Here is a 20,380-nt window from a genome sequence, read left to right on the forward strand (position 1 = left end):
TCACGGCTTTCCGATAATCCGCTTACGATGACTCGTCGCCAGTTTTTCGGGAAGTCGGCAAAGGGGTTGGGGGGTGTTGCCTTGGCCTCCATGCTGAATGAGAATCTCTTCTCCGCTAATTCCCCCGTCGGCGGTCTTCCCGGATTTCCCAATTTCGCTCCCAAGGCCAAACGAATTATTTATCTTTTCCAATCCGGTGGCCCTTCGCAGATCGACATGTTCGATTATAAGCCGAATTTGAATGAGGTCCACGGTCAGGAGGTTCCTGATTCTGTCTTCAATGGGCAACGTCTCACCGGTATGACAGCGGGCCAGACGTCCTTTCCGGTGGCACGGTCTATCTACAATTTCGAACAGGTTGGACAGAGCGGCAATTGGTTGAATACCGATCTCATGCCCCATATGGCGAAAGTAGCGGATGAGATGTGCATCATTAAATCGATGTACACGGAAGCCATTAACCACGATCCTGCGATCACATTTTTCCAATCAGGCTTCCAGCTGGCAGGCCGCCCTAGCATTGGTGCTTGGCTATCCTATGGACTGGGTAGCATGAATGAGGATTTGCCAGCATTTGTAGCCATGACCTCCAGTGGTTCAGGTACAGGGGGACAACCTCTTTACGACCGGTTGTGGGGTGCGGGGTTTTTGCCTTCTAAGCACCAGGGGGTGAAGTTTTCAGGAGGGAAAGATCCCGTCCTGTACTTGAATAATCCGGACGGAATGAGCTCGAAACTTCGCCGGAAGACTTTGGATCACATCGCAGCGATGAATCAGATGAAATTCGATGATTATGGTGATCCCGAGATTGAGACACGAATTTCTCAGTACGAGATGGCGTTTCGGATGCAGACGTCGGTGCCTGAGCTGACCGATGTTTCATCCGAACCGGACAGCACCTTCGAGCTCTACGGTGAAGATGCGCGGAAACCGGGAACGTATGCCAACAACTGCCTGCTGGCCCGTCGCTTAGCGGAGCGTGACGTCCGGTTTATACAGCTGTTTCATAGAGGGTGGGATGCCCACAACAACCTCCCGAACGTAAAGAAACGCCAGTGCGGGTCCACTGATCAGGCCTCTGCCGGTTTGATCCAGGATCTTAAACAGCGAGGCTTACTCAAGGATACGCTTGTTATTTGGGGAGGGGAGTTTGGCCGGACGGTGTATTGCCAGGATGAATTGACTGACAAAACCTATGGTCGAGATCATCATCCTCGTTGTTTTAGTATGTTCATGGCAGGTGGCGGATCGAATCCGGGAATGAGCTATGGGGAGACGGATGATTTCAGCTACAATATTGCCAAAGACCCCGTAAGCGTCCATGATCTCCATGCGACTATTCTTCACATGCTGGGGGTCGACCATAAGAAGCTCACCTATAAGTTCCAAGGCCGGCATTACAGGCTTACCGACGTTCACGGAAAAGTTATCAAGCCGTTGTTAGCGTGACTTTTCTGGAAATATCGGACCTACTTGCTGACATTAATTAAACTATGAGACTCAGTACACGATTCATCTTCGGCTTTTTCGGCCTCTTATCCCTAGGCACGCTGTTGTCGGGAGCGGGCCCGAATATAGTGATCATCCTCGTAGATGATATGGGTTATGGCGATTTAGGTTGCTACAATCAGGATTCCAAAATCCCTACACCTAATATCGACCGTCTGGCAAGTGAGGGTATGCGCTTTCGCGACGCTCATGCTCCGGGACCCCTCTGCCACATGTCTCGCTATGGGCTTATGACCGGACGGTATCCATTTCGTATAGACGTGGGTATTTGGCCGCGGCTACCACTGATTGCCGAGGGGCAAATGACAATCGCTTCGTTGCTCAAGGCTCGAGGGTACCGCACATCCATGGTGGGGAAATGGCATCTGGGTTTTAAGGAAAATGGTTATGAGAACCCACTACCAGGCGGACCGATAGACTGTGGATTCGATACGTACTTTGGGATTCGAGCCTCAACGGATATTCCCCCTTACTTCTATATTCGCGATGACCTGGCGATCAGCCCTCCGACGGAATTTATCGAGCAGCGGCAAAGTGAAGGCTGGACCAATATTCAGGGTGAATTCTGGCGTGAAGGCGGAATTGCTCCGGGTCTAGAGTTAAAGGACGTTTTGCCCCGATTCACGAATGAGGCGATTGAAGTGATTGACGACCATGCTCGAATTGGAGGTCGAAATAAGGAACCATTGATGCTCTATCTTGCGTATCCAGCTCCTCATACGCCTTGGTTGCCCTCACCCGAGTTTGTGGGTAAGAGTGGAGCCTCAATGTACGGTGACTTCATGATGATGGTCGATAGCGAAATTGGGCGAGTATTGAGTTCTTTGGATCAAGCCGAAATGGCGGAGGACACGATGGTTATTTTTACGTCTGACAATGGGCCAGTTTGGTACGACAGTGATGTGGAGCGCTTCGATCACGATTCTTCGGGTGGCTTGCGTGGGATGAAATCCGACGCTTGGGAAGCCGGCCACCGGATGCCTTTAATTGTTCGATGGCCGGGTGAAGTGAAAAAGGGGAGCGTGAGCGATCACCTAGTTTGCTTTACCGATTTGCTTGCGACATTTGCGGATATCCACGATGTGAAACTTCCTAAGGCGGTGGGTCCGGATAGTTTTAGTTTCCTGCCCGCCTTGAAGCAAAGAAAACCGAGAAAGACACCGATTAGAGAAACGTTCGTGATGAAGTCCGGAAGTGGAGGATTGATGACCATACGGTCTGGCGATTGGAAGTTTATTGAAGGGCAAGGATCTGGAGGATTCTCAGGTAGAGTAAGGGGGTCGGATCCGCTCGCGGTCAAAGGCCGGGCGGAGGCTGCCCAAGAGCTCAAGGAGTCGGAACCTGAGGCCCAGCTTTACAATTTGAGCCAGGACATAGGAGAAACGATTAATCTTTTCGACGACAATCCCGAGATCGTGTCAGAGCTTCGGAGAGAAATGAACTACATCGTAACTTCGGGTAGCAGTCGGTAGCTACAGCGTATCATGATTCATGCGACAGCGATTGTTTCTCCCGACGCTCGGATTGGAGAGAACGTGGAAATCGGTCCCTATGTTGTTGTTGAAGGCGAGGTCGAAATTGGGGATGGTTCAAAGCTGGACAGTCATGCTATCGTGAAGAATGGTTCCCGGATCGGAAAGGATGTTTCGGTCGGGAACTATGTAGTGATCGGAGGTTTGCCTCAAGACTTAGGGTTTGATCCCGCTACTCGGACGTATGCGATTATTGGCGACGGAACAGAACTTAGGGAAGGAGCGACTGTGAATCGAGCGACGCAACCTGAGGGGGCAACCGTCATAGGCGAGAATTGCTACTTAATGGCCCAGTCGCATGTGGGGCATGACAGTATTCTGGGTGAGCGAGTGGTACTCGCCAATGTGGCCATGGTAGCTGGATTCGTGCAAATCGGACGATTCTCATTCATGGGAGGAGGAGCCGGTATCCATCAGTACAATCGTATTGGCGAAGGGGTGATGATTGGAGGGAATGCAGCCATATCCCTGGATATTGCGCCCTTCACGATCGTCGCGGATCGAAATGAGCTTTATGGTTTGAATCTGATTGGGCTTCGCCGACGCAAAGTTCCCCGTGATAGCATTCAGGCGTTGAGGACTTGCTATAAGGATGTCCTTGTGGAGTCGACCAATGTAAAGGCAAGAGCTTCCGAATTGTTGCAGGGTGAATACCGTGATATCGAAGAAGCGAGACACTTTCTAGAATTTTTCCAATCAGGAAAGCGCGGATTCGCCCGAGCCAAAGGGAATTAGGATTAAATTATTGAATTGCCAAGAGAACTTTGTGAAATCCATACATCCCCATGAAAATTAGAATCATAGTGCTAGCAGTCGTGTCGCTGTCCCTGTTTTGGGGCTACTCCGAATCAAAAACCCCTCTAGTTTCGATGGACGAGGGAAGCGGTTGGATCTCCCTGTTTGATGGGAAGACTCTCAAGGGTTGGCGAGGTTACAACGGTATTGAGATTAAGGGATCTTGGACAGCTGAGAACGGTGTACTGCAGTTGGAGCCGATTTCTCCAGACGGGGCTCAAGTGAATATTATCACCGAATCCCAATATGACGACTTCGATCTTAGATTCGAATGGAAATTGGAAGCGGGCACTAATTCAGGAGTCATGTTTCATGTGGGTGAAGGTCCACGAAAACCTTACCTCACTGGGCCTGAGTACCAGATTTTGGACAATCTTGGGTTTCGTAGCAGGAAGGGTTTACCTGTAACTCCGAAGGAATACACCGCATCACACTATTCGATTGAGGCTCCAGCGAGTGATGAAACCAAGCCGATTGGAGATTGGAACTCCAGTAGGATTGTGGTTCAGGGCAATCAGGTCGAATACTGGCTGAACGACGTAAAAACCGCAGTTTATGAGATGCACAGTCCGAAGTGGAAGGAGCAGGTGGCAAACTCGAAATTCAAGACCTGGGAGTACTACGCGTCCAAGGGAAAGGGGTATATCGGACTTCAAGATCATGGGCATCGGGTCTGGTTTCGCAATTTGAAGGTAAAGGAATTGTAGTTGCTTTCTGCCCACAGGTGGCGGTTTTTTCACGGCAAAGAAGAGTAAGCACTGAGAAAGGAAATTGTTGATGGTAACATTGATGATTCCTGATGACCGGTATAGTAGTCATGGCTCTCTATGAATCTCTCGAAATCATTGTTGGAGCGATAATTCAGCTTCGAACTCCCCTCGGCGTTCAGATCCCTTAATGGAATCGCGCGAATCGCGTCCAGCCACCGACCTTTTATGAACGTTTCTGGGAGGAATGAGTTGATAAATCAGCTTGTGATACCGGGCTTTGAGCGTTACCCCTTAATAAGATGAATCTTATTATTTCGATAGTACTCATTCTGTCCCTCGTTGTGATAGGGTTCTTCGTGATAGCGGTGCTGATTCACAGGGGGATGACTCAGGACGCCGAGAGGCGTAGGGAAGAAGAGCGAATATTGGGCCAGCCGAAAAAACCGGAGAATCCGGAAATGATGCGTTAGTTTCCTCGGCGGTTACCTTGGGTAACTATTTGGCTGGTGCTGCCAAAATTATTTGATTTCCTATTTGGCATGTTTTTGCCCCGATTCCTTCCCCTCGTTGTTTACTCGCTCAGCGTTTTAAGTTACCCATTGGCCAACGCTTCGGATCAAGCTCGGCCTAATGTCGTCTTTATCTTCATCGATGATCAAGGATACTATGATTTGGGGTGCTACGGGGCGACTGAGATTGAAACGCCTCGGATTGACGCGATGGCCAAGGAAGGAATCCGTTTCACGGATTACTATGCGGCGGCCCCCATTTGTAGCCCGTCACGGGCGGGGTTACTGACTGGGTGCTATCCCCGAAGGGTAGGGATGGAAGCTTGGGTCCAACGAGCGGACTCGCGTCGCGGGTTGAATCCCGATGAACTGACCTTGGGTGAGCTGTTTCAGCAAAACGGATACAGGACCGCTTGTATTGGGAAATGGCATCTGGGTTTTGAAGCGCCCTTTCGACCGCGTGCGCAGGGATTCGACTCCTATTTTGGGCTCTTGCACAATTTGGATCCCGTGGAGGTCATTTACTTTGAAGAAGAAGGGGGTGTTCCATTAATGCGCAATGACGAAGTCATCAAGCGCCCAGCCGATCCTGCTGAGTTGACGCGGCGCTACACCGACGAAGCGATCGCATTTATGGAGCAGGATCGTGACGAGCCCTTCTTTCTCTACCTTCCGCACACGATGCTTCATAATCCACTGGGTGTGAGTCCTCGTTTTAAGGGTTCTTCAAATTGGGGTGAGTACGGGGACGCGATTCAGGAATTGGACTTCAATGTGGGAAGAATATTCGATGCTTTTTCGCGACTTGAAATCGAGGACGAGACCATTGTTGTATACGCGTCAGACAATGGTCGTGGTCCGGGGCGAAACAAGAGTCAATTGATTCAGGGGAGGAAGCTTTCAACTTACGAAGGCGGCATTCGTGTACCCTGCATTGCCTGGGGTCCGGGTCTGGGGGTTAAGGAGGGAAGCGAGTCGTCAGAGGTGGTTTTTGCGATGGATTGGTACCCAACGTTGGCGACTATTGCGGGGATCAGGGTTCCGCAGGATAGGGTGATCGACGGTCGCGATTTGAGCCTCTATTTGTCAGGAAAAGCCGATACGATTCCTTCGGCGGTTCATGATAAATCATTGAATAGCGATGTACCCCTTCGCCGATCCTTGGACTTTGCTGGAGAGTGGAGCCCTCTTTTTACGAGGGAAGAATATACAAACGCGTTTTTTTATCATGGGAGTCAGGGTGCTTTGGCGGCGGTCAGATCAGGGAAATGGAAGTTGGTATTGAACCCCAGATTGCAGCTTTACGATCTTTCGAAGCATTTGGGTGAGGACGCGACAACGGGAAACCGTGAAGCGACACGGAAACTTCGGGGTATGGCGGTGACTTTCCAAGATGAGATGAGCAGGGATGGGCGTAGGGCAGGATTTATAGACTGAGAAGTGGTTTACTAACTGCGTGGCTGAATGAGCACACCGCCAACCTGTCATTTATAGTTCACCTCATCATCCAGTCGCCTAAAAAAGCCTCTAATGGACCTCAAAGGCTTCAAATTGGTTTTTGATTCTGAGCATTTACGTGATACCGATACCTGATGTTCAAATACCTAGTTGTGACATTGATTGCCTGCCTGGGCCCGATTGCGGGTCTTCAAGCAGAGGAGGATCCGCGGGTGCTTGCGGAATCCAAGAAAGCGAATGATTTCTTCGAGCGGATTTATAACGAAAAGGTAGATCGATTTCCTGAGAGGCAGACTTACTTGGGGATCAAGAAGGATTACGGGGAGTGGAATGATGCAGCAGAGGAAATCGAGCTTCGTGAGTTGGCGATAACTAAGGAGAACATGGAGTGGCTCAAGTCGTCTATTGACTACGACCTACTCGACTTACAGGCGAAAATCAGCTACCGCCTGGCGATTCAAAATGCGGAAGACGCGATCAGAAACTTCAAGTATCGCCATTATAACTACCCCGTAAATCAAATGTTTGGGCGGCACACGGATGTCGCGTCCTTTTTAATAAACATGCACCTTGTGACTGAGGTCAACGACTCGGAGGCCTATGTATCCCGCCTCAAGGGGATCGATAGAGTATTTGATCAGCTGATCGAGAATTTGAAACTGCGAGAGTCTATCGGAGTTTTGCCACCAAAATTCGTCTACCCAAGGGTGATTGAATCTTGTGAAAACATCATATCCGGAGCCCCTTTTCACGATACAGGAGAAGACTCTGCTTTATGGGGTGACTTCCGGACGAAGCTCAAGGCTCTGGAGATTGACGAGCCGCAGTACGTCACGCTGAAGCAAGAAGCGAGCGAGGCTCTGATGGAAGTCGTTAAGCCAGCCTATGAGCGATTGATCAGCTTTTTGAAAGAGCAAGAGACCAGGGCGACGACGGAAGATGGCGTTTGGAAATTCAAGGATGGGGAGGAGTTTTATAGTGAATCATTGCGAATGACGACCACGACTGAGCTCAGCTCGGAGGAGATCCATAAAATTGGACTAAAAGAGGTTGCTCGCATTCACAACAAGATGAGAGGGATCATGAAGAAGGTGGGTTTTGAAGGCGACCTACAGGCTTTCTTCCAATTCATGCGCACGGATCCGCAGTTCTACTATCCAAACACGGATGAAGGAAAACAGCAGTATCTAGACCGAGCGGTTGCGGTGATTGATGATATGCGGGAGCGTTTGGACGCTTTGTTTCTGACCAAGCCTGAGGCGGAACTCACCGTAAAGCGGGTTGAGGCATTTCGGGAAAAATCTGCGGGGACTGCTTTTTATCAACGTCCCGCCCCTGACGGAAGTCGTCCTGGCATCTACTACGCGAATCTTTACAATACGGCTAACATGCCCAAATACAAGCTGGAGGCGTTAGCCTATCATGAGGGAATTCCGGGACACCACATGCAGCTGGCGTTAGCGCAGCAGATGGAGGGGATTCCCAAATTTAGGAAACTGGGTGGCTACACGGCCTACATTGAGGGCTGGGGCTTGTATTGTGAACTTCTCCCCAAGGAAATGGGGCTTTATCAGGACCCGTATTCCGATTTTGGTAGACTGAGCATGGAGTTGTGGCGGGCTTGTCGACTTGTGGTGGACACGGGGATACATGCCAAGAAATGGACGCGGGAACAGGGAATTGCCTATTATCGGGAAAACACTCCTGATACGGAGCGTGACTGTATTCGAATGGTGGAGCGCCATATCGTTATGGCGTCGCAAGCAACGGCCTATAAAGTGGGTATGCTGAAGATTCTGGAGTTGCGTGAGAAGGCGAAAGAAAGACTGGGTGAAGGATTTGATATTCGCGAGTTTCACGACGTGATTCTCCGTGGCGGTCCGCTACCGCTTACCGTACTTGAGCAAATGGTGGACGAATACCTTGAGGATAAAGCTAAAGGCTGAAGGATCAGTGGAGTTGAAAATTCCTGGCTATCGGCTCGCCGGGCGATCGAGCCTTACCGTCTTGGAGCAGGGCCGGACAAGTTGGGTGTTTTCGATACCAATTCCGCCATTGATCTGAGTTGCCTTTGCCAGGCGGCTTCGAGTTCAGTAGCCTTTTTAGAATTCGCTTTAGCCAAGTCGAACGACTCGGCTCGATCGTTTTTCAAGTTGTAGAGCTCCCAAGGATCATTTTTAGCGGCGACAAGTTTCCAATCGCCAATGCGTACCGCTTTATGTTCGTCGTGCATCCACCAAAGGAGATCGCGTTCAATCGTAATGTCGGACTTGAAAGAGGCCATTAAGCTCCGGCCGGGTGATTTGGGGACAGGGGCTCCACTCTTTGTAATGGGTTTCTCAATTCCTGCGGCATCCAGAACAGTGGGAACGAAATCGATGAAGTGACCGGGAGTATGGCGAAGTTCCCCGCGAGCTTTTATCCCTTTCGACCAGTGCACGATTAAAGGGGTCGCGGTTCCTCCCTCATGGACCCATGTTTTATGACGGCGGAAAGGAGTGTTAGAGGCACTCGAAAATCCGGGCCCGAGACAAAGGTAGCTGGCCGCGCTTCCTAGAGGTGCGCTGGGGTCGTGTCCTCCGGAGCGAACCATGATTTCCGCACTCGCTCCATTGTCGGAGGCAAAGCAGATGATCGTGTTTTTAAAGGCCCCCATCTGTTTAAGCTGATCGATAACCCGGCCAATCTCGACATCCATTCGATCGATCATGGCGGCGTGAATCGCCATTTTCGTGGCTTGAAAGCGCTTCTGTTCCTCTCCGAGGTTGTCCCAGGGGAATGGACGATAAACTTCTTCTGGTCCTAGCTTGTGAAGGTCTTTCTCAAAGTAGTAAGGAGGGCCAACTTTCGGTTCGAGTTCCGATAAGGTTGTGTTTACAATTCCCATACGCTTCTGTTTCGAGAATCGTTCTTTCCTGAGTTGGTCCCATCCGCCCAGATAGCGGTAGCGGTATTTTTCTATGTCTTCGGGTAAGGCGTGTAGTGGGAAATGGGGAGCGATGAAAGCGAGGTAATGAAAGAATGGCTGGTCCGCATAATTTGCTGCGTGATCTTGGAGGCAATCAATCGCGTGGTCCGCGGTAGCGGTTGTGATATAGAAATCACTTTCGTCTTCCGGGGTTTTAAGAAGAACGTCGTCAACGAGTACGCCTTTCGAACTGAAAAAATTGCCCTGGTTGGCTGTGTTGTACGAGCGATCAAACCCGCCATCGAGGGCTTTTCCATCGATGTGCCACTTTCCGCTATGGTAGTTGCGGTAGCCATGAGGCTGAAGGTACTCTGGCAACAACTGAGCCCAGCTTTGGCGCGTCCCTCGATTGCCACCTTTGACCCCAGGCAATTTATCTCTGTGTATCTCGTGTGGGTAGTAACCGGTTAGCAGGGCGGCTCGAGAGGGCCAGCATCGTCCTGTATTGTAAAACTGGGTATACCGAAGGCCGTTTTTCGCGAGAGCGTCGAGATGGGGCGTTTCAATTTCGCCGCCATAGCATCCTAGATCGGAAAAGCCGAGGTCGTCGGCAAGAATGAAAAGGATGTTGGGCTTTTCGGTTGCTCCATCGGAAGTCCAGAGAATCGAGAATACAATGAGTGAAATTAGATGTTTCATGATGATTGGAGCCGTTTACTCGAGAGCAGCGGAAGGGATCGCTGCGGCTTTTCAGAGACCAGATTTAGCCGAAACTACGACCGACCTGTCAGCTAGCCCTGCCCTTATTGGCCCAGATGCAGTTCGCGATCTGCTTTGTCATGCGGAATGGGGTCGTTTTCGTCAATCGCAATGCCCTCCCAGACAGGTGTTCTATCGTAGTAAGTCAAAACCCGAGATCGGCTACCTGCAACGGGACCTACATTCTTTTCTGGGAGCCATTTCCGAAGGTCGGAGACAACTTCTGGAAAGTTACTTGCGATATTGTCCCACTCGTGAGGATCGCTTTTAATATCGTAAAGCTCTTCCTCGCCATCGACATAGTGAATGTAGCGCCATTTTTCCGTCACGATTGAAAAATTGCCTTGGTTGTGGGAAGTGATAGCGGGACGCCAGCGAGGTGCGTCGGCGTCTTGCAATTGAGGCCAGAGACTGAGGCCTTCTAGATGGTCAAGTGGGGGGAGGTCACACAGATCGATGAGGGTGGGGTAGATGTCGAGCAGCTCGGCAGGTTTGGAGCTTTTTTGTCCCGCGGTTACCCCGGGGCCTGCAAAAATAATTGGCACCCGAGTCGAATTCCTCCAAAGCGTATTTTTTCCGGTGATCGACTTCTCACCCAAATGGTATCCGTGGTCGCTCCATAGGACGACGATAGTATCGTCGGCGTGTCCTGATTCTTCAAGCGCGTCGAGGATACGGCCCACTTGGCTGTCCACAAAGCTGGTTGAGGCCAGGTAGGAGCGTACGAGGTTAATTTGCTGGTCGTTATCGTCGATCCACTTCTTTCGAGGTTCGGGCAGGCTCCAGTGGATCCACCAAGAAGACCGTGGGGTATCGTCTCGATCCCCTTCTGGCATGGGTGGAAGAACCGAAGTGTCTTCCGGATACAGATCGAACCACTTTTGAGTTGCGTAACAAGGCACGTGAGGAAGGAAGAATCCGGCTGCGAGGAAAAACGGTTTTCCGTCAGGCATTTCCTCAATCATTCGTACTGCATGGTCCGCGACATCATAGTCCCCTTTGGTTGAATCGTCGTTGTTGTCTGGCCAAACCCCCCAGTCCATTAGGCGGTGGTTTCCAAAGGGAGTCGTTGGGATTAACTTTTGGGGAGGTTTGGAGCCGACGCCTCCCCTAGAGCCCCAATGTTGGAATTCAGGATTTGGTTCGTTTGCGGGCTGGGAACGGATGCTATGGTAGATTTTACCATTACTGTACGTCTGATACCCATTGGCCTCAAAATGTTGCGGCAACGAAACGAGATCGGCCCATTGAGGAACGTCCCGAAACCAGGGAGCGAGTCCGTGAATTCCCGTTGTGCTAGGACGAAGGCCCACCATGAGACTGGTGCGCGACGGGTTGCAGAGGGGTGCTTGGCAATGGGCGTTGGTCATAACCGTGCCGCGATCCGCGAGTCGGTCGATGTTAGGAGTCTGCACCATTGGGTGAGAGTCCATACAACCAATCCAGTCGTTTTGGTCATCGATTGCGATGAAGAGAACATTGGGCTTGTCGGCCGCGTTGGAAAGGACGGTGAACAACACAAGAACGAGGTGGGGCAAGTAACGTTTCACGATAAAAGAAAAAGAGAGCCGGCGGATTGGGGCAATCCCAATTCGCTCTGAGAAGGATGGAATGCCAAAATCTGCCGATTTTATACAATCCCAATGAGAGCTTTTCTAACGATGCTGGAAATCCTGAAACTAGCGTCGGCTATTCGGTGACCATACGGGATCAATCATTTGGCGGTTCATCGCTTCCCAAGCAGTAATCATCTCAGAGCGTTTTTCCGGGAGGGAGGCCGCCAGATCGTTGGTCTCACTGATGTCTTCTGTAAGATTGTAGAGTTCCCATTGGTCACCTTGCCCGCGGCGGGGGTTTCGAAGGAGTTTCCAGTCACCCACTCGGATGGCGGAGCGTTTGTCGATACGCCAAAACAACGTATCGTGAGGTCGGGAATTTTTCTCACCTTTCAGATACGGAATCAGATTAACGCCGTCGTAGACTTTTCTCTCATCGAGCTGCGCGTTCGACAACGCGGCAGCGGTTGCGAAAATATCCAGGGAAATCACCGGATTCTCGTAGACTTGGTTGGCGGGGAGCTGCCCTTTCCACTGAACGAGAAAGGGCACGCGATTACCGCCCTCGTATACACTCCCCTTGCCGTCCCGAAGTGGAAGGTTGCTGGATGTAAGTTCCCGGGTGGGACCCCCATTGTCGCTGATGAAAAAAATGAGGGTATTGTCTTCGAGCCTTTCCTCACGCAGCTTCTCCAGAACGGCCCCGATGCTGTCATCCATATTGGCGAGCATTGCCGCGAAGATACGTCGTTGGATGTCTTCGATGTGAGCAAACTTTTCCATGTACGCGTCGGCCCCTTGAAGAGGGCTGTGTACGGCGTTGTAAGGAACAAAGAGGAAAAAGGGTTTATCAGCGTGTCTTTCGATAAAAGAAACCGATTCTCTCGTAATGGCATCGGTTAAGTATTCAGTTTCCTGTACGGGTTGGCCGTCATGGTAGATCGGGTTGTCGGCATCATAGTCGGGCTCGGTGTTGCCCATATGGGTGGTGTAGAGGCGTTTTTTGTCCTGAGAGATCCACAGGCCCTCACCGCCGCCTGGAAGGACTTTTCGGCGTAGCCAAGTGGTGACACCTTCATAGGGCGGAGGCAAAAAATAGTGACCCTCGTGGAGGAAGCCGAAGAACTCGTCAAAACCGCGGCGGATCGGATTATATTTGGCCGTCCCACCGAGGTGCCATTTACCAAAAAGCCCGGTTATGTATCCAGAATCTACTAGAATATCGGCGATCGTTCTTTCACCTAAAGGAAGTCCAGCGTCAGGGTCCTCGTTTTTAGCTCCGATCGGATTGAATTCATAGCCGAATCTAGTTTGGTAGCGCCCGGTCATTAGCCCGGCCCGCGAGGCGCTGCAAAAGGGAGCGGTGACATACCCTTGAGTGAAGCGAATGCCGTTCTCCGCGAGGGAATCGATATGGGGAGTTGGAATTTCTTCGTTTCCTTGGCAACCGAGCTCGCCGTATCCAAGATCGTCGGCAACGAGGAGTACGATGTTGGGCATATCTTGAGCGGAAGAGATGGAGAGTCCGCTGGCTATGAAGAAGAGGCTAACGAGCTTTCTAGCCCACGAATCACTCGAACTGGATGGGGTATTATCGGTTGCTCTAGTGAAATTCATATTCTAATTCGCATGAAATATTGTATTTAGTTAACAAGTACCTTTTACAATTTCTTAAGGTAAACGTTTCGAAACCACGCATTATGGCCATGGTCCTGGAATCCGATATGGCCGGTTCGCGGCAGATCTTTGAGAGCCGTTTTGAATTTGTTCTTACTGCCATCCGGGTTTTGCTCGGGAAATGTCCATCGGTCGAGATTTGCAGAGACGATTTTATGCCCGTTGAGCGTAATCTCAATAATCGGGCCCTTACAGCGAATTTGAATTTGATTCCACTCGCCCGCTTTTTTGACCGCGTTTGCACTCGGCACCACCGCGTCATAGAGGGCACCGCAGTCATGCGTTCCGATGGATGGCTTCCCGTGCGAGTCCAATAGCTGAATTTCAAAGCCGCCTTGTACGGGATTTTGAGGATCACTTCGGACGAAAATACCGCTATTGCAGTTGCGGCTTAGCTTGAATTCCAGCTGCAGAATGAAATCTCCGTAGGTGTCATCGGTCCAAATAGCTCCATTTCTACCGACGCGACCGAGGGTGCCGTTTTTTGAATCAACCTTCCAGATGGGTTCGATTTCAGACGGAATGAAGGACCAGCCCTTGAGACTCTGGCCATCAAAAAGACTCATGAAACCTTCGGGAGGAGAGTCTTTGTCAGCGAGAGAGGAGAGGGTGAGAATGGCGGCAACGAATAAAAGGAATATTTTTTTCATGATTTCGAGGGTTGTGGTGGGACCAATGGTTTCATTAGGATAGGGGCATGTCGAGTGTGGGTGGCACAGATATTGAATAACAGTCTGAACAGAAGGATTGGGAATGGAGAACCATGTTTGTTTAGCAATATTGTATTTCATCCCAACGCCTAAGTTAATTTATTTTCGAGACTTCCCAACACCTGTTTGAAACTTGGGGTGAAAACTCCAATGAGAAACCTACAGTCCTCTTTTATGTTACGGCAGCATTAGGTTGCTTACGTGAATTCGCGAATAAACCTCTCGGAGAAAATTTTTTGCACGCGGGAGATGAGCCTAGCAACTTGGATGCGCGCTCGGACGTGGCCTTGGATGCGACTCAGGGTGGACTTGCCTTTTCCAATTGTGGAGGTCGCTCTAGTGCATGCGCTTGAATATCCGATTGGCAACCAATACCAGAGCACTCACGGCACGGGTGTAGGGATTGTTCTGCCCTAGATTTTGAAATTTCTGCGTCCTGCACGTGAGGAGCGAATCGCTCATATCGGTCGCTTACTCGGAGTCGAAGTAACGGCGGAAGCGGCTATAAGCGAAGTGATCCGATTGCGCAGAGAATCGGGACTTCCCGAGCGCCTGAGAGACGTAGGGGGAAGCATGAGGATATCCCATCGTTGGCAGAGTCAGCAGGTCTGCTTGAACGTCTAATGGTTCTGACTGCAAACCGACCGACTTTGGAAGACCTTCGATCCATCTACGAAGCGTCGTATTGAAACCTGGTACTTGCGTTGAAACCGGACGGTGCCATAGTGCGGTTATAGGGATTTCTGTTTTCGAACATACTCCTCAAAGAAATGTATGGAGTTTGAGAGGGGTATCAACCTGACTTTAATCGATATTTGAATACAAAGGCAGCACTCAAATGAAATTCTATCTAAACGGAAGTTGGCAACAGCGCGATGAACGAATCGATGTACTCAACCCTTTTGACGGTCAAGTGGTCGATACTGTACCGAAAGCGACCGAACAGGATGTAGAAGATGCGATCGCTTCTGCGGTAAAAGGAGCAGAGGATATGAAAGTGCTTTCTGGGTACGATCGATACGAAATTCTGAATCGAGCGACGGCGTTACTGCGTGAACGTTCTGAGGATTTGGCTCACACCCTTAGTTCCGAGGAGGGTAAAGTTTTGCGAGAGGCACGGCATGAAGTCGATCGGGCGAGCCAGACCTTGGAAATCAGCAGTGAGGAGGCCAAACGCCTCACGGGCGAAGTCTTGCCGTTAGATGGAAGCAAGGATGTGCGAAACCGTTTTGGGTTTACCCTGCGAGTTCCCTGCGGGGTGGTGGCGGCAATCGCTCCTTTCAATTTTCCTCTCAATCTCGTTTGCCACAAAGTCGGCCCAGCCTTAGCGGCTGGAAATTCGGTCATTTTAAAACCCGCTAGCGATACCCCTTTGGTCGCGTTGAAATTAGTCGAGATTCTCTTGGAGGCGGGATTGCCTCCTCTAGCTCTCTCCTGCATCACGGGAAGTGGCAAGACGATCGGAGAAGGGATTTGTTCTGACTCTCGAGTGCGCAAGATTTCCTTTACCGGTAGCAAAGAAGTGGGCGAGCGGATTTGCAATATTGCTGGTATTAAGAAAGTCACGATGGAGCTGGGTTCGAACTGTCCCCTAGTCGTGTTACCAGACGCGGACTTGGAACAAGTCGCAGATGTCGCAGTCGCCTCAGCCTATGCCAATGCAGGTCAGGTGTGCATTTCGACTCAACGGATGATTGTCATGGACTCGGTTCGCGACGATCTAATCAATATTATGAAACCGAAGATCGAATCCCTGTCAGCAGGAAACCAGCTGGACGAAACATCAGGAATTGGACCGATGGTACGTGAATCTGATGCTGGTCGCGTTGAAAATTGGATACAGGACGCGGTTTCCGACGGAGCTAGCATTGTCTGTGGGGGGCAACGTGAAGGAGCGGTTATGCAGCCGACTCTGCTAGATGGAGCGACGCATTCCATGCGAATTTGCCGCGAAGAGTTGTTTGGCCCCGCGGTGTCTGTTGTGAAGGCAGTCAATGTCGACGAAGCGATTCAGCTGGCAAACGACACAGAGTTTGGTCTTGGGGCGGGTGTGTTTACCAAAGATATAGACAAAGCGATGCGTTTTGCCCGGGAAGTGGACAGTGGAAATATTCACATCAATTGGGGGCCATTGTGGCGGGTCGATGCCATGCCTTATGGTGGCCTAAAGGGAAGCGGTATCGGAAAGGAAGGGCCTAAGTACGCGATTGAAGAAATGACGGAGTTGAAGACCGTCGTGATCCACTCGAAATAGTTCTATCTAGCTGATGAGAATTTATCTACTCATCCCTTTTGTATTTGCACTAGCGAGTCTTGGCATTGCAAACCCCCATTCTATCCTAACTTTCTCCCTCAGTTCTCTCTCAGAATGACTGTTTGGACGCACTCTCTGTCCGCTATCGATAAAACGCCTGATTCACGAAACTTAACCCGGGCCATGTGATGGCCGAACTCTACGAATGGAGCGGTACTTGCATCAGAACCTTCTATAAATCGCCTACATTCAGCGATTCCTTGCGACTTCGGTTTCTCGAGCCGGATCGTAATTGGGATTGGGGACCGGCATTTGGGCTGCCAAGGATGCTCGCCAGCGGTTGAGTTGGAGTCGGAGCTGATCTCGAGTCTTCAGATTGATCTCGGAGCTGTCGTGCGTTTCCGAGATGTCCTTGTTGAGATTGTAGAGCTCTACTCTTCCCGTTTCGTGAAACTCAATGAGGCGCCAATTACCAGATCGGATGGCGCTGTAGGGACCGTCTCCACCCGCATGGTAGTGGGGATAGTGCCAGAAAAGATTCCGACGGATGGTTTGAGTGGGTTTAGTGAATACAGGAACCAGACTCCTGCCATCCATGTACTCATTGTGGCTTGCGACCCCCGAAGCCCCCGACACTTCCAAAAAGGTTGGGTAGTAGTCAATCGTCATAATGGGCGTATCGCTCTTAACTCCCTCTGGAATGAATCCTGGCCAGCTGGCTATTGCTGGAACTCGGACCCCGCCTTCGTAGGCGGAACCTTTCCCTCTCCGCAGAGGAAGGTTTTCGGTGAAGCTATCGTGTTTGCCATAGCGCTGGGTGAGCCCGCCATTGTCTGAAGTGAAGACAATTAAAGTATCTTCTAGGACGCCTTCGCTTTCAAGCGATTCGATGACGCGTCCCACGCTTATATCCAGGCTTTTGACCATGGCGGCATAAGTTGGATTTTTGTGGATCGCGTATGTATCCACTTTTTCATTAAAGTATTTTACGAGATCCTCTCTACCTTGAATCGGTGTGTGAGGAACATTGTAGGCGAAGTAGAGCAAGAAAGGATCGTCTTTCGCTTTCCGGATCTCCTCAATTGCCTTGTCAGTCAGATAATCGGTGGAGTAGTTTGACTGGAGCCTCAGTGAATTTACGGTGGAATCGTTGATGAAGTAGCCCCGGGTTCCCTGCGGCTTGTCATGGGATACGTCGAAGCCGTGAGCTGTCGGTCCTTGATTGCCCTCTTCGGGAAAGTCTAAGTGCCATTTCCCTACGTGGATCGTTTTGTAGTCATTCTCTTTCAGAGCCTCAGCTACGGTGATGTGCCGTTTGTCGAGCCCCTTAGTCCATTCGGGGGTTTTCATCTGGGCATAAGGGCGGTTTTGGCCAGCAATGAAGTCGGTTAGTCGCAGTTTAGCAGGGTACATACCCGTCATGATGCTCGCACGTGTGGGTGAGCAAACCGTACAGGCCGCATAGGCATTGGTAAACGACATCCCTTTTGAAGCGAGGCGATCGAGATGGGGAGTTTCGTAATAATCGCTGCCAAAGGAGCGAAGCCCGGTCCACCCCAGGTCGTCTGCCAAAAGCAGCACGATGTTCGGCTTCCGGTCTGTCGAGAAAGCCTGGGTAGCGACGAGCGCCAAGAGGGAAACGATTAGCTGGGTACGCACAGGAATTGAAAAATGGATCTAAATCGACGTTCGGCAATTCCTAACCTGGTTACTAAGAGTATTTTAGGTGAATTCTTGTCTAAATCGGTGATTTCTCTAAGGCTCCATCGGGAATAGGCCTAGCTGAAGTGGGCTATCAATTGCCTAAGTGGGTTACGATTCGTTAAGGGCTTCTGGTCTCAATCAGCGTTCATCAGGTACTTGCGATTTTTTGGATAGGGGTAAGGGTCATGGTATGGCCCTGATACGCATACTAATTTTAGTTTCGCTACTTTTGCTGGAATTCAATGCCGCAGGTTCGGTAGAAGAGCTTGAACAATTAATTTCCACCAAAGGACAAATTGTGTTTGAGGACGATTTTGAGCGATCCGAGAGGGACGAATCAAAGGAGCAACTGGATTGTGGTTGGGTAACGAATAGCAAGAAGCGAGCCGCCGGAATCAAGCAAGCAGATTTACAGGATGGCTATTTGAGAGTCACCATGGCTCCTCATGCGAATCATGGGGTCTCGGTCGGGCATGACGCTCCGTTTGATGACGGTGTGGGTCAAGTAAAATTTCGGATACACGATAGCAAAGTTATCGAATTCAATTTTAATGACCCCAATTGAAAAGTATCCCATTCGGGCCACATTTGTCACGTAGGTGTGAAACCCAAGCAAGTGGATTTGCGGGATGGGAAGACGGGAATATTCGACTTGAAGATTCGGGAGAAAAGACTGGCGGGAGCATCTAAGGAAGAGATCAACGCTCTAATGAGGGACAAATTTGCCTACCACGATGTCGATTTAGAGCTAGGCCGATGGTACGAATTGAAAATCTTGATACGAGGTGATGTTATGTCAGCGTGGATAGTTGGCGCTTCCGTGGGAAGTCTGAAATCTTACGGAATCGATCACGCTGTAAAGCAAAACATGGCATTCGCTGTTAGCGGAACCGCGGATATTGACGGTCTGCGGATTTGGTCCTTGAGAACAGACTAGGATTGCAGCTGGGAAAGAATCCCTGAACTGTCGGCGAAACGGTCCATATCGAGCCCCATCGCTCGAGCCTGGGTAAGCCAAAGGTTGGCAAGGGGTGTGGCTTCTGGACTATGGTAGTGCTGACCTGTTCTCAGGGTCCCTCTACCGGAACCAGCGACCACAATGGGCAGGTCGTGGTACTGGTGGGTCGACCCGTCACCGAGGCCGGAGCCATAGGTGAAGATAGTGTTGTCGAGAAGTGTCGATCCATCGGATTCGACTATGCCATCCATTTTTTGGACCAAATAGAGATACTGCTCCATATGGAATCGATCCAGCCGCTCTAGATCCTCTACGTGCTCAGTCTGGTTGTGAGACATGTAGTGATGGCTCATGGGCTTGTCGAACAGACTATCGTAAGTGAAAGGCGTGTTCCAACGCTCGGGTCCCACCATGAAAGTGGCTACTCGAGTCAATCCGGTTTGCAAGGCGATCACCATGAGATCTCCCATGAGCCGAATGTATTCGCCTCTTGGGAGATAGGCTCCGGTTGGCTCGGGCATGGGCGTCTTGTCGAGCTCGCCTTTCATGCGGTCGAGCTTGTCAATCCTCTCTTCGATCGTTCGAATGGAATGAAAATACTCGGCGAACTTCTGCTGATCTGTGTATCCAAGATTACGATTTAATGTTCGAGCGTCTTCAAGAACTAAGTCCGTGATGTTGCGGAAATTCTGGATTTCCTGATCACGGAAAAGCCGGTTGTACATCTTGCGGGGATCGCGGATTGACGGAGCTAGGTGGCCAGTGCCGTACCAAGACATGTTGTCAAAATACATCGACTCCTTATTGTCGCGATGGCTGTTGCAACTGAATTCCAAAGATCGGAAAGGCGTTTCGCGGGCGACGTTGTCTGCAATGATATGGTCAAGTGTGCGATCGAGAGGATAGGCGGAGGTTTCCACCGAATAAGGCGTTGCGCTGCTCAAAAAGCAAGAAGCGCATTGGGCGTGAACATCAGTGCCGTGCTGAAACTGCCTATCGAGTCCTGTGATTAAGGTAATTTTGTCCTTAACCGGGGCCAATGGCTGTAGTGTGGGTGTAAGACCCAGGTTGTGGAGGCCTGGCTTTATTTCCGGAAGGAATAGGGAGGCCATATTGCTGCTCTGATTCCCTTCGGGAACCTCCGCTTCCGCTTCTCCAGGAAAAAACGATCGTCTAACTACGCCGATGGGTACGTAGAAATAGGCCAAGCGTGTTTTAGGCAACTTCCTTGGAGCAAGCTTAGCTAGGCTCTCGAACCAAGGCAACGAAAGAGCTGCCCCGCCGGCGCCTTTTATGAAATCGCGTCTGTTGATTAGAGGATTCATTGAAAAGCAATCGAAA

At 50.6% G+C, this 20,380-nt stretch carries 18 protein-coding genes; 12 read left to right on the forward strand and 6 right to left on the reverse strand.

The window, feature by feature from the left end; genetic code table 11:
- Positions 1 to 27: 27 nt before the first annotated feature.
- From GA004_RS03625 to GA004_RS03655, 7 genes are all read left to right on the forward strand, one after another.
- Positions 28 to 1,449 carry a DUF1501 domain-containing protein gene (locus tag GA004_RS03625; RefSeq protein WP_343218838.1) on the forward strand — a complete coding sequence of 474 codons (1,422 nt, stop codon included), beginning with the start codon at positions 28 to 30 and terminating at the stop codon, positions 1,447 to 1,449.
- Positions 1,450 to 1,493: 44 nt separating this feature from the next.
- Positions 1,494 to 2,981, forward strand: coding sequence for a sulfatase family protein (locus tag GA004_RS03630; RefSeq protein WP_283395935.1), 1,488 nt, complete (start codon positions 1,494 to 1,496; stop codon positions 2,979 to 2,981).
- A gap of 12 nt (positions 2,982 to 2,993) precedes the next feature.
- Positions 2,994 to 3,776: an acyl-ACP--UDP-N-acetylglucosamine O-acyltransferase gene (gene lpxA, locus GA004_RS03635; protein WP_283395936.1), complete on the forward strand. Its 783-nt coding sequence runs from the start codon at positions 2,994 to 2,996 to the stop codon at positions 3,774 to 3,776.
- 50 nt (positions 3,777 to 3,826) lie between these two features.
- Positions 3,827 to 4,543 (forward strand): 3-keto-disaccharide hydrolase, encoded by a 717-nt coding sequence (locus GA004_RS03640; protein ID WP_283395937.1) that lies wholly within the window; start codon positions 3,827 to 3,829, stop codon positions 4,541 to 4,543.
- Between the two features lie 302 nt (positions 4,544 to 4,845).
- Complete coding sequence (locus GA004_RS03645; RefSeq protein WP_283395938.1) at positions 4,846 to 5,016, forward strand: hypothetical protein; 171 nt, start codon at positions 4,846 to 4,848, stop codon at positions 5,014 to 5,016.
- Between the two features lie 69 nt (positions 5,017 to 5,085).
- Entirely contained in the window at positions 5,086 to 6,492 is a 1,407-nt protein-coding gene (locus tag GA004_RS03650) for a sulfatase family protein (protein ID WP_283395939.1), read from the forward strand.
- A 155-nt stretch (positions 6,493 to 6,647) separates the two neighbouring features.
- Complete coding sequence (locus GA004_RS03655; protein WP_283395940.1) at positions 6,648 to 8,459, forward strand: DUF885 domain-containing protein; 1,812 nt, start codon at positions 6,648 to 6,650, stop codon at positions 8,457 to 8,459.
- A 53-nt stretch (positions 8,460 to 8,512) separates the two neighbouring features.
- On the opposite strand, the gene GA004_RS03660 is transcribed toward GA004_RS03655, so the two are convergent.
- The 4 genes from GA004_RS03660 to GA004_RS03675 form a co-directional block, all read right to left on the reverse strand.
- Positions 8,513 to 10,120 carry an arylsulfatase gene (locus GA004_RS03660; RefSeq protein ID WP_283395941.1) on the reverse strand — a complete coding sequence of 536 codons (1,608 nt, stop codon included), beginning with the start codon at positions 10,118 to 10,120 and terminating at the stop codon, positions 8,513 to 8,515.
- A 104-nt stretch (positions 10,121 to 10,224) separates the two neighbouring features.
- A complete protein-coding gene (locus GA004_RS03665; RefSeq protein WP_283395942.1) occupies positions 10,225 to 11,730 on the reverse strand; it encodes a sulfatase in 1,506 nt (501 codons plus the stop codon).
- Positions 11,731 to 11,859: 129 nt separating this feature from the next.
- Entirely contained in the window at positions 11,860 to 13,353 is a 1,494-nt protein-coding gene (locus GA004_RS03670) for a sulfatase (protein ID WP_283395943.1), read from the reverse strand.
- Positions 13,354 to 13,397: 44 nt separating this feature from the next.
- The gene (locus GA004_RS03675; protein WP_283395944.1) at positions 13,398 to 14,063 is read right to left on the reverse strand and encodes a 3-keto-disaccharide hydrolase; all 666 of its coding nucleotides are present in this window, start codon (positions 14,061 to 14,063) and stop codon (positions 13,398 to 13,400) included.
- 309 nt (positions 14,064 to 14,372) lie between these two features.
- Here GA004_RS03675 and GA004_RS03680 point away from each other — a divergent pair, with 309 nt between their 5' ends.
- The 3 genes from GA004_RS03680 (at position 14,373) to GA004_RS03690 (ending at position 16,377) form a co-directional block, all read left to right on the forward strand.
- The gene (locus GA004_RS03680) at positions 14,373 to 14,540 is read left to right on the forward strand and encodes a hypothetical protein (protein ID WP_283395945.1); all 168 of its coding nucleotides are present in this window, start codon (positions 14,373 to 14,375) and stop codon (positions 14,538 to 14,540) included.
- A gap of 3 nt (positions 14,541 to 14,543) precedes the next feature.
- Positions 14,544 to 14,747: a hypothetical protein gene (locus GA004_RS03685; RefSeq protein ID WP_283395946.1), complete on the forward strand. Its 204-nt coding sequence runs from the start codon at positions 14,544 to 14,546 to the stop codon at positions 14,745 to 14,747.
- Positions 14,748 to 14,961: 214 nt separating this feature from the next.
- A complete protein-coding gene (locus GA004_RS03690; RefSeq protein ID WP_283395947.1) occupies positions 14,962 to 16,377 on the forward strand; it encodes an aldehyde dehydrogenase family protein in 1,416 nt (471 codons plus the stop codon).
- Between the two features lie 249 nt (positions 16,378 to 16,626).
- Here GA004_RS03690 and GA004_RS03695 read toward each other — a convergent pair whose 3' ends face one another.
- A complete protein-coding gene (locus GA004_RS03695) occupies positions 16,627 to 18,036 on the reverse strand; it encodes a sulfatase (RefSeq protein WP_283395948.1) in 1,410 nt (469 codons plus the stop codon).
- 235 nt (positions 18,037 to 18,271) lie between these two features.
- Here GA004_RS03695 and GA004_RS03700 point away from each other — a divergent pair, with 235 nt between their 5' ends.
- Together GA004_RS03700 and GA004_RS03705 are read left to right on the forward strand one after the other, a co-directional pair.
- On the forward strand, positions 18,272 to 18,646 hold the full coding sequence (locus GA004_RS03700; RefSeq protein WP_283395949.1) for a hypothetical protein: 375 nt from the start codon (positions 18,272 to 18,274) through the stop codon (positions 18,644 to 18,646).
- 36 nt (positions 18,647 to 18,682) lie between these two features.
- Positions 18,683 to 19,018, forward strand: a complete 336-nt coding sequence (locus GA004_RS03705) for a hypothetical protein (RefSeq protein ID WP_283395950.1) — start codon at positions 18,683 to 18,685, stop codon at positions 19,016 to 19,018.
- Here the strand turns inward: GA004_RS03705 and GA004_RS03710 are convergent.
- Positions 19,015 to 20,364, reverse strand: a complete 1,350-nt coding sequence (locus tag GA004_RS03710) for a DUF1552 domain-containing protein (RefSeq protein WP_283395951.1) — start codon at positions 20,362 to 20,364, stop codon at positions 19,015 to 19,017. The genes GA004_RS03705 and GA004_RS03710 overlap by 4 nt on opposite strands.
- Positions 20,365 to 20,380: the final 16 nt, after the last annotated feature.

The organism is Candidatus Pelagisphaera phototrophica (genome assembly GCF_014529625.1).
Taxonomy (GTDB): domain Bacteria; phylum Verrucomicrobiota; class Verrucomicrobiia; order Opitutales; family Opitutaceae; genus Pelagisphaera; species Pelagisphaera phototrophica.